Annotated in this window: 10 protein-coding genes and 1 tRNA gene; 4 read left to right on the top strand and 7 right to left on the bottom strand. The window is 45.8% G+C overall.

The genetic code is table 11. From position 1 onward, the window contains the following. The first annotated feature begins 22 nt into the window (after positions 1 to 22). Positions 23 to 337: a DUF1153 domain-containing protein gene (locus GGR41_RS03940; RefSeq protein ID WP_167660725.1), complete on the top strand. Its 315-nt coding sequence runs from the start codon at positions 23 to 25 to the stop codon at positions 335 to 337. A gap of 547 nt (positions 338 to 884) precedes the next feature. Here the strand turns inward: GGR41_RS03940 and GGR41_RS03935 are convergent. Further along, positions 885 to 961, bottom strand: a tRNA-Pro gene (locus tag GGR41_RS03935). Positions 962 to 1,087: 126 nt separating this feature from the next. On the opposite strand from GGR41_RS03935, the gene GGR41_RS03930 reads away from it, so the two are divergent. Then, on the top strand, positions 1,088 to 1,249 hold the full coding sequence (locus tag GGR41_RS03930) for a YodC family protein (RefSeq protein ID WP_173834769.1): 162 nt from the start codon (positions 1,088 to 1,090) through the stop codon (positions 1,247 to 1,249). Then, positions 1,246 to 2,502 (top strand): DUF445 domain-containing protein, encoded by a 1,257-nt coding sequence (locus tag GGR41_RS03925; RefSeq protein ID WP_167660724.1) that lies wholly within the window; start codon positions 1,246 to 1,248, stop codon positions 2,500 to 2,502. Before GGR41_RS03930 ends, GGR41_RS03925 begins: the two co-directional genes overlap by 4 nt. Here the strand turns inward: GGR41_RS03925 and GGR41_RS03920 are convergent. After that, a complete protein-coding gene (locus GGR41_RS03920) occupies positions 2,492 to 3,178 on the bottom strand; it encodes a putative quorum-sensing-regulated virulence factor (protein ID WP_167660723.1) in 687 nt (228 codons plus the stop codon). The two genes, GGR41_RS03925 and GGR41_RS03920, sit on opposite strands and share 11 nt — an antisense overlap. A 104-nt stretch (positions 3,179 to 3,282) precedes the next feature. On the opposite strand from GGR41_RS03920, the gene GGR41_RS03915 reads away from it, so the two are divergent. Continuing rightward, positions 3,283 to 3,645: a YgiW/YdeI family stress tolerance OB fold protein gene (locus tag GGR41_RS03915; RefSeq protein WP_167660722.1), complete on the top strand. Its 363-nt coding sequence runs from the start codon at positions 3,283 to 3,285 to the stop codon at positions 3,643 to 3,645. On the opposite strand, the gene GGR41_RS03910 is transcribed toward GGR41_RS03915, so the two are convergent. The 5 genes from GGR41_RS03910 to pbpG are packed head-to-tail and all read right to left on the bottom strand — an operon-like array spanning position 3,642 to position 7,935. After that, positions 3,642 to 5,012 (bottom strand): TrkH family potassium uptake protein, encoded by a 1,371-nt coding sequence (locus GGR41_RS03910; RefSeq protein ID WP_167660721.1) that lies wholly within the window; start codon positions 5,010 to 5,012, stop codon positions 3,642 to 3,644. The two genes, GGR41_RS03915 and GGR41_RS03910, sit on opposite strands and share 4 nt — an antisense overlap. Before the next feature lie 5 nt (positions 5,013 to 5,017). Then, entirely contained in the window at positions 5,018 to 5,671 is a 654-nt protein-coding gene (locus tag GGR41_RS03905) for a potassium channel family protein (RefSeq protein ID WP_167660720.1), read from the bottom strand. Between the two features lie 8 nt (positions 5,672 to 5,679). After that, positions 5,680 to 6,099 (bottom strand): carboxypeptidase regulatory-like domain-containing protein, encoded by a 420-nt coding sequence (locus tag GGR41_RS03900; RefSeq protein WP_167660719.1) that lies wholly within the window; start codon positions 6,097 to 6,099, stop codon positions 5,680 to 5,682. Positions 6,100 to 6,142: 43 nt separating this feature from the next. Continuing rightward, positions 6,143 to 6,940: an NRDE family protein gene (locus GGR41_RS03895; protein WP_167660718.1), complete on the bottom strand. Its 798-nt coding sequence runs from the start codon at positions 6,938 to 6,940 to the stop codon at positions 6,143 to 6,145. Positions 6,941 to 6,966: 26 nt separating this feature from the next. Then, positions 6,967 to 7,935, bottom strand: a complete 969-nt coding sequence (pbpG, locus tag GGR41_RS03890) for a D-alanyl-D-alanine endopeptidase (protein WP_167660717.1) — start codon at positions 7,933 to 7,935, stop codon at positions 6,967 to 6,969. Between the last annotated feature and the right edge of the window lie 4 nt (positions 7,936 to 7,939).

Genomic DNA, 7,939 nt, shown 5'->3' with positions numbered 1-7,939 from the left:
ATTATGATGAAAGGAAAGTACGATGAGTATCGAGATGACAGAAGAAATCAAACGATGGACAGCAAAGCGTAAGTCTGCTTTAGTGCTAGACATAATCAAGGGCAAGACGACGGTTTCCGAGGCTAGCCGCCAATACGATTTGTCCCCTTCAGAGGTTGAGGACTGGATAGATAATGCCACCGCAGGCATGGAGAATGCGTTAAAAGCGAAGCCGGATGATGTACGTGAGCAATACGAGCGACAGATCAAAGATCTACAAGAAGCTTACGGTGAGGCCATGCTGGAGTTGCGTGCCCGAAAAAAGTTGCAATCCCTGCTGGACAAGGACGAGAGCTGATACGCTCAATCTGGCAGGGACTGAAAGAGGACGGTATTGATGTCAGCATCAGCAAGCTATGTGGGTGGTTTGGGGTATCACGCCGCACTTTTTACTATCAGCCTGTCAAGGCAGCGCCGAGGCTACAACCCGCGCTAGTGAGTCGAGTTAAGGCGCTAATTGAAGACAACCCCTCTTTTGGTTATCGAACGGTAGCAGGACTGCTAAGCATGAACAAAAACACAGTGCAGCGTATTTTTCAACTTAAAGGCTGGAAGGTGCGTAAACGAGCTACTGGCATGCGACCTCGCGTACAAGCCCCTCGCTTCGATTGCTGGATCGCCCAACGAGCGCTGGGCAACGGATCTGTGCCGCGTTTGGGGTGGCCGCCGAGGCTGGAACGGATCAAGACATGACATGATACGGGTAGAAGCGAGCCATGCTCGCTTCTACCTTCAAATTTGGTCCACCAAATTCAAGTGGTCCACTAAATGCTCCACTAAACCCAAGAAACAAAAAAGCACCTAAAGCGTAAAAGCTCTAGATGCTTGATTTTGTAGGGTATTTTTGGTCGGGACGGAGTGATTCGAACACTCGACCCCTTGCACCCCATGCAAGTGCGCTACCAGGCTGCGCTACGCCCCGAAAGATGTAACTATAGCATATGTTTTTAAATTTTGTCAAATCACTGCGTAATTAAGTGTTTTGTTTTAAAATTTACTCTATAGTGTGCTTATCAAAAGCAAAAAAGATTATATAGGAAAAAAAGAAATGTTTCAAATTGGTGATGTGGTCAAATTAAATAGCGGCGGTCCTGCCATGACCATAACGCAACTTGGGTTAACCCATGGGCGCGTCGAATGCGCGTGGTTTGACCTAGAGGGCACTATCCATACGGCTTTTATTCACGCTAAAGCCCTTCAAAAGGTATGACATCGAAAACGCTAACCCCTTTAGCAAAAAGCAAAGCGCTGGCCACATCTTTTTTTGTGGCGGCGCTTTTAATTTTTGTAGGGGCTAAGATTTTTCAGACTGAAGCCCCTGTATGGGGCTATGTGATTGCTTTTAGCGAAGCCGCTATGGTGGGGGCTTTAGCAGATTGGTTTGCTGTCACGGCGCTTTTTAGGCATCCTTTGGGGCTGCCACTACCTCATACGGCTATTATTCCGCGTAATAAAGCACGCATTGCCCGCAATTTAGCAGATTTTATCTGTGAACATTTTTTATCCACTGAACAAGTTTTACAAAAGCTGCAACAATGGCAGTTGCCACGACAGCTTATGCGCTGGCTCATTAGAAAGGAAAACACCGAGCGTATTTCGGATTACACCGCGTTGGTGGCACAACACAGCTTAACCGCCTTACGCGATAGTCGTGCCCAGCATTTTATTCAACAAACGGCCATCAATAATCTCAAGTCCATTAACTTTTCGGGTTTGCTTGGCCAAGTCTTAGAGCTACTCACTGCAGATCAACGCCATCAAGAGCTTTTAAATCATGCACTAGAGGGTTTCAGCTCAGTTTTACAAAAAGAGGAAATCCAGCAGTTTATTGCTGAAAAACTGTCGGCCGAGGTAAAACGTACCGTCCATGTCAAATCCATTAGCGATTATGTGGGTGAGTGGGGGACACGACGGTTAGTCACCTTGATTGCCAACGAAGTCAAGGCGGTTTCTGAGGACCCGCATCACGCGCTTCGTTATAGTTTTAGTGCGCATTTAAAAACCTTTATCGATAGGTTGCAATCCGACCCTAGCTTTGCCTTAAAAGTCAGTGCAATTCAAGAGCAAATCGTTAATGACCCGGTGTTGATGAAATATTTATCGTCATTGTGGACAGAAGCGTTAGACTGGATAGAGCGTGATTTAGACAGCGAGCAATCGGTATTTAAACAAAAACTAAATGCTGGCTTACGCCAAGTGGCGCATCATATCTTGCACGATGCGGCTATGGAACAGCTTTTAAATGAAAAGCTATTGCAGTTAGCACCGCCATTGATTGCTAAATACCGAGTACAAATTGCGCATTACATTGCTGATCGAGTCAATGCGTGGGAAGAGCACGAGCTAGTCTATCAATTAGAAAATGCCATTGGTAAGGATTTGCAATACATCCGTATCAATGGCACGTTAGTAGGCGGGGTAGTGGGCATTATTATTCATGCCCTTGGGCGGTTTATGGCGTAGCGCGTGCTGCGGCGCGTGCTTTTTGAATAGCTAGTTTGATGTATCCGTCCATGCCATCTTGCCGTAGAACCCAGTCTTGATAGTCCAAAGGCAACTCGGCAATGGGCGTGCCTTTGTGCTTGCCAAATGGCATCACACGCGGTAAACGGGCTGTTTCGGATAGCTCCCATAGCTGTTCCCAGTTTTGTACTGGTTGCGGCAACAAAGCCAACAGTTTTTGTAAAATATATCGGCAATTGTGGACGTCTGCTAAGGCGGAGTGGGCCGCTTTTAGGCGTTCGCGCGCGTGTGGACGAAAAAAATAATACATCAACGCGGATTGTGAATGGCTGTCTAACTGAGGCAGTAAATAACGGCTTAACGCTAAGGTGCAAATACGTTTTACATCCGGTTGGCGACTTACATTCCAGTCATAGTCCACATTATGACCAATCATATACCTCGCATCGGTTGGAAATTTAAACTCAGCACAAGGGGGGCAGTTTTCTAGTTCTTCATCATAAATATGATGAACGGCTAAGGCCCCTAAACTATTAGGATGAGAAGGTTTGTAACGTTGCTCAAACTCGCTCACTATACCTAAGGTGGATACGTCATCAAGCTGAAGCCAAGCGGCCTCAATGACATCAGGCTGGTTAGTGCCCGTGGTTTCTGTATCAAAAATATATGCGTTCATAAAACAGGAATTAATAGTTTCTTACGTTTCAAGTCGCTTTCCTAAACATGAATTTGGTACAGTAAATAGTCCAAGAAAGACTTTAGCCAAATTTAGGAGGCGCCATGAAAAAAAATCTTGTATCTGCAATGGTAATGACGGCTGGTTTAAGCCTAAGCACATTGAGCTTTGCTCAAGCCTTGGCTACCCCGACTAGCTTGAGTGAGGCGGTACATACCACCGTGGCTGAGGTATTGGCTTCGGGTCAAGATGACCAATATGTCTCGTTAAAAGGGCAGGTGAGCCGTCAGTTAAGCAGTGAAAAATACATGTTAACTGATGACACAGGCGTAATTCAAATTGAAATAGATGAAAAGCTTAGCCGGATTTTACCGTTAACGCCTCCGACTAATGTGGAAGTGTTCGGCGAAGTCGATAAAAAAGGTAATACCGTAGAACTGGATGTGGATTATTACTCGGTGTATTAACCCACTTGGAAGTGCATTTCCGGATAGCGAATGCGACTACGACGGCGTGTAGCGAGACTATAAACCAAAGTAAGTGGGCCTAATCGACCTGCAAACATTAAAATAGTCAGCACAAACTGGCTGGGCAAGCTTAGCTCGGCGGTAATACCAAAGCTCATGCCCGTAGTCGTAATAGCTGACATCACCTCGAACATCAAGCTATCTAAAGGCAAGTGGTCAAATAAAGAAATCAGCAGCAGACCAATAAAGAACAAGCTAAACGTAATTAACACTAAAGACAGCGACTTTTGTACTGTATCGGGTACGACGCTGCGCTGCATTAATACGACTTCCTCGCGATGTTTTAAATAAGAAACCACCGCAGCAATCAATACAATAAACGTGCCTAGTTTTATGCCACTTGCTGTGCTTAACGAACCGCCCCCAATAAACATATACAACATAATCAACAAGACAGAGCTAGTCTCCATTTGCTGAGGTTCCATGGCGATAAAGCCTGAGGTGCGGCTTGAAATAATCTGCAACCATGATGCCGCGGCCTGCTCGTGCAAAGGAAGGCCCCCAATCGTGCTAGGGTTGCCGGTTTCAAAGAGCCAAATAGCAATAAAACCGACTATGTTTAAAATGGCTGTGCCTATCAAAATTAACTTTGTGTAAGGCGATAACAAAGACCAACGTCGTTTATTTAAAAGATTAATAATGACAGGAAAGCCTAGCCCACCTAATGCAATCATCAAGGAAATAGTTAATAGGCTAATTGGGTCGTGAACAAACCCAATTAAACTGTGCTCGTATAGCGAGATACCTGCATTATTAAAGGCCATCGTCACATGAAAGTAGGCCAAATACGCTGCATGCTTCAGCCCATACGTTTTACTCCACCAAATGGTAAGCCAAATCATGGTGATAAATTGGATACTAAAGGCAATCTTAAATACTGAAAAAGCCGTTTGCTTAATTTTCGAGACGTTGGTTTGGTTAAAGGCCTCGAGCGCAAGCGCTTGTTGTTTGAGACTAATGCGTTTGCCTAAGCTAAGCATAGCAAGCACGGCAAATGTTACAAATCCAAGCCCACCAATTTGCACCAGTATCGTCATAATGATTTGACCGGTCGTGGTCAGCACCGTCGCGGGCTCGATCACCATCAACCCGGTCACGGTAACCGCTGACGTGGCTGTAAAAAACGCATCAAACCAGCTAATAGGCGCCTTGGTTGAAAAAGGCATTTTGAATAACAATGTGCCCAATACAATCAAAGCTAAAAACCCAAGCGCTAACACCAGTGGAGGGCTAGCGTGAAGATTCGCTTTAGGTGCGTTCGTTGGCCCCAAACTGCGTAATGAGCGAACGGGTTTTTGATCAGCCATAGTGCTTATATGAGTTTGGGTGCAATATTGCGTAAAGCCTGCAACGGGCCAAAGATCACCAGTATATCTTTTGCTTGCAAGATGAAATCATCAGTTGGGCGCACAAGAATTTGTGTTTTGCGTTTTATTAACAGCACCTCTACGGTTTTATTATCTTGATGTAAGACCTCGCCTAGGCTGATTTCATCTAAGCGTTCACTAGCGGTAATTTCCACGACAAACTCACCATTACCCAGTGAAATATAGTCATTTACCATGGGGTAGCTAAGCATTTGTGCAACGCGCACGCCCATTTCTTCTTCGGGGTGAATAATACGGTTTACACCAAGCTTGTGCAGAATTAAATGCTGGGCATGCGAGATGGCCTTAACCCAAATTTTGGTGACGCCTACCGCTTTTAAATGCACTACACTGACTAACGAGGCTTGAACATCGTCACCAATGGCAATGAGAACCACATCATAATTATCTAGGCCTAACTCTTGAACTGCAGCAGAGTCTGTGACATCAGCAATGACGGCACGAGACAAATGATCGGCGTATTTATCAACAATTTTGGGGTCGTTATCAATACCCAATACGGAGTGCCCCATACGCATTAGTTCTAATGAGGCAGCTGAACCAAAGCGACCTAAACCGATGACTGCAAACTGTGCCATAGTGCGTCCTAGGGGTTAGAAGGGGTTTCCGGCCAAACAAAGCGCACGGCGTGGCCTAACTGTTGCACTGCCACAGTTTGATGTAAGGTTTGACCTTCGTAAGTGGCATACACTTGATAAGTACCAGGATCAATGTCTAATAAACAAAATGGGCCTTCGCTGTTGATATTCACTGCGACTTGGTCCTGTTCATCACGAATAACAACTTGGATATCTGCAATAAAGGCTGTACGTTGGCCTAGTTGCTGCCCAAAATGCAAAGACAAGGGAAACTGGCTTTGCGCCGTTTTAAATGCGTTTGCCTCATCGCTACCTATGCCACCACAAATATAAGCGGTGCTTTGATAAAATTTTACAGCAGGAAGCTCTTGGGCTTGAGTGGGTAACACACAACATATAGCCAGCAGTAAAGAAGACCAGAGACGCATAACCATTCCTTTGTAAAAGCCTTTAATGTATTGCAGAGCACGTTTAAGCGATGGCTAATGGAATTGGCCAACTGTGTCGCTCTGTTTCTATTCCACGAGAATTATAACTACACTCGTGCCAAATACTATGGCCGTGTTGAGCAACCGCCCATACACTTGAGCTGCGTGTGCCATAGTCTGGGCTAATTATAAACGGACTACTTAAAAGCTGCTCTCGCTCAAGACTGAGCCCTGTCTGCGGCAACAAATGCGAAGGGGCCGCCACTGAATCTCGTAAAATATCGTAGACTTTGTCGGTTTCAGTAGGGCTAGACGTGTGTAAAAGCCCCGTTAGTTGTTGTCTTAAACGTTCACTCTTTGGCCACGGGGTATTTAAAAAGCCATTACTTAACACATAGTGTCCCGGGGTCAACGCTACTGGTGGTTGTTGTAGGTGATTGCTGTAATACAAGCATTCAAATTGCTGTTGGTCTGACTGCCATTGTCCCACAATTAAATTAAAGCCTGCGTAGTGTTGCCCTTGCTGTGCCACTTGCTGTAGGTACGCTGCAGGCGAAATGGTTTGTTCGACAAACTCTTTACAAAGGAAGCCTCGTGATAGCGGAGACACGGGCTGAGGCAACAACAAATTGCGATGATTGGTCAATAACGCAAAACGACCATTTTGATTGACTGCAAACCACGTGCCACCCGCTTGTAAATCTACGCCGCCGTAGATCGTTGGCTGATGTGGCCAAGGGGCAGCAGCGCGAGTGGGTCTAGCATGAAATTCATCGCGATTTGCAGCAATAAATAAAGGCCACTGGGGATCAGTGGCCAACGCTAAGTAGGCAATACACATAAAACAGAAAAAATCGGTGAGTAAACCTATAGCATAGCAAGTTTATTTGACCCTTCGACTAAATTGCGTAGACGAATCGCATCGCCTATACGGGAGTAGCGGCCCTGAGAGTTCATTAATACAATGGCGACCTCGCGACCTTCCATTTTAGTTAAGAGGACTAAACACTGACCGGCTTCATTAATAAAACCCGTTTTTGAGACTTGGATATCCCATTTGTCGTTTTGAACTAAACGGTTAGTATTCCCAAAGACTAATTGACGGCCTGGTTTTGGGGTAACAGTGAGTTTCTCGCTGGTGCTATAGCGGTGAATAAGGGGCTGTTGCGCCGTGGCTTGAAGTAATAAGACCAAATCATGCGGGCTAGATACATTAGAGCTTGATAACCCAGTAGGCTCTACAAAAAGACTTTGGCGCATACCTAAACTGCGGGCTTTGTCATTCATGGCGCGCACAAACGCACTGAGGCCACCGGGATAATGACGCCCTAGCGCATTGGCTGCCCGATTTTCAGAAGACATGAGCGCCAAGTGCAGTAGCTCGGACCGAGTTAGTTTAGACCCTACTGATAAGCGCGACGTGGTGTTTTTGAGGTGATCGACATCGGCGCTAGTAATTTCTAGTGTCTCGTTTAAGTCTTGTTTTGCCTCTAGGACCACTAACGCGGTCATTAGCTTGGTAATTGAAGCAATAGGGCGGACTTGGCTGCTGTTTTTTTGGTAAATGGATTTGCCTGTTTTGATGTCTTGAACATAGGCAATTTCAGATTGCAGCGGCGTGGCCTGATTGGGGAGTAGCGCCGGAGGTAAGGTGGTTTGGGCGGGTGCTAAAGCGACGGGCTGCAAATTGGCGCTGTATTGACTGTAAGGCGTATGGTATTTAACAGGGATTGGGTCTAATGTTTGAGCCGCTAGGGGAGTTAAAACTGAGAATAACGCGAGGAATCTGGCCGTATTGCGGCGTAAGAAGCGTGCAGAAGAGTGATATAAAAGCATAAGC

It is taken from the genome of Paenalcaligenes hominis (assembly GCF_011927625.1).
GTDB lineage: Bacteria > Pseudomonadota > Gammaproteobacteria > Burkholderiales > Burkholderiaceae_B > Paenalcaligenes > Paenalcaligenes hominis.
The sequence above is the reverse complement of the archived record's forward strand: the minus strand, read 5'-3'. Positions and strand labels throughout refer to the sequence as shown.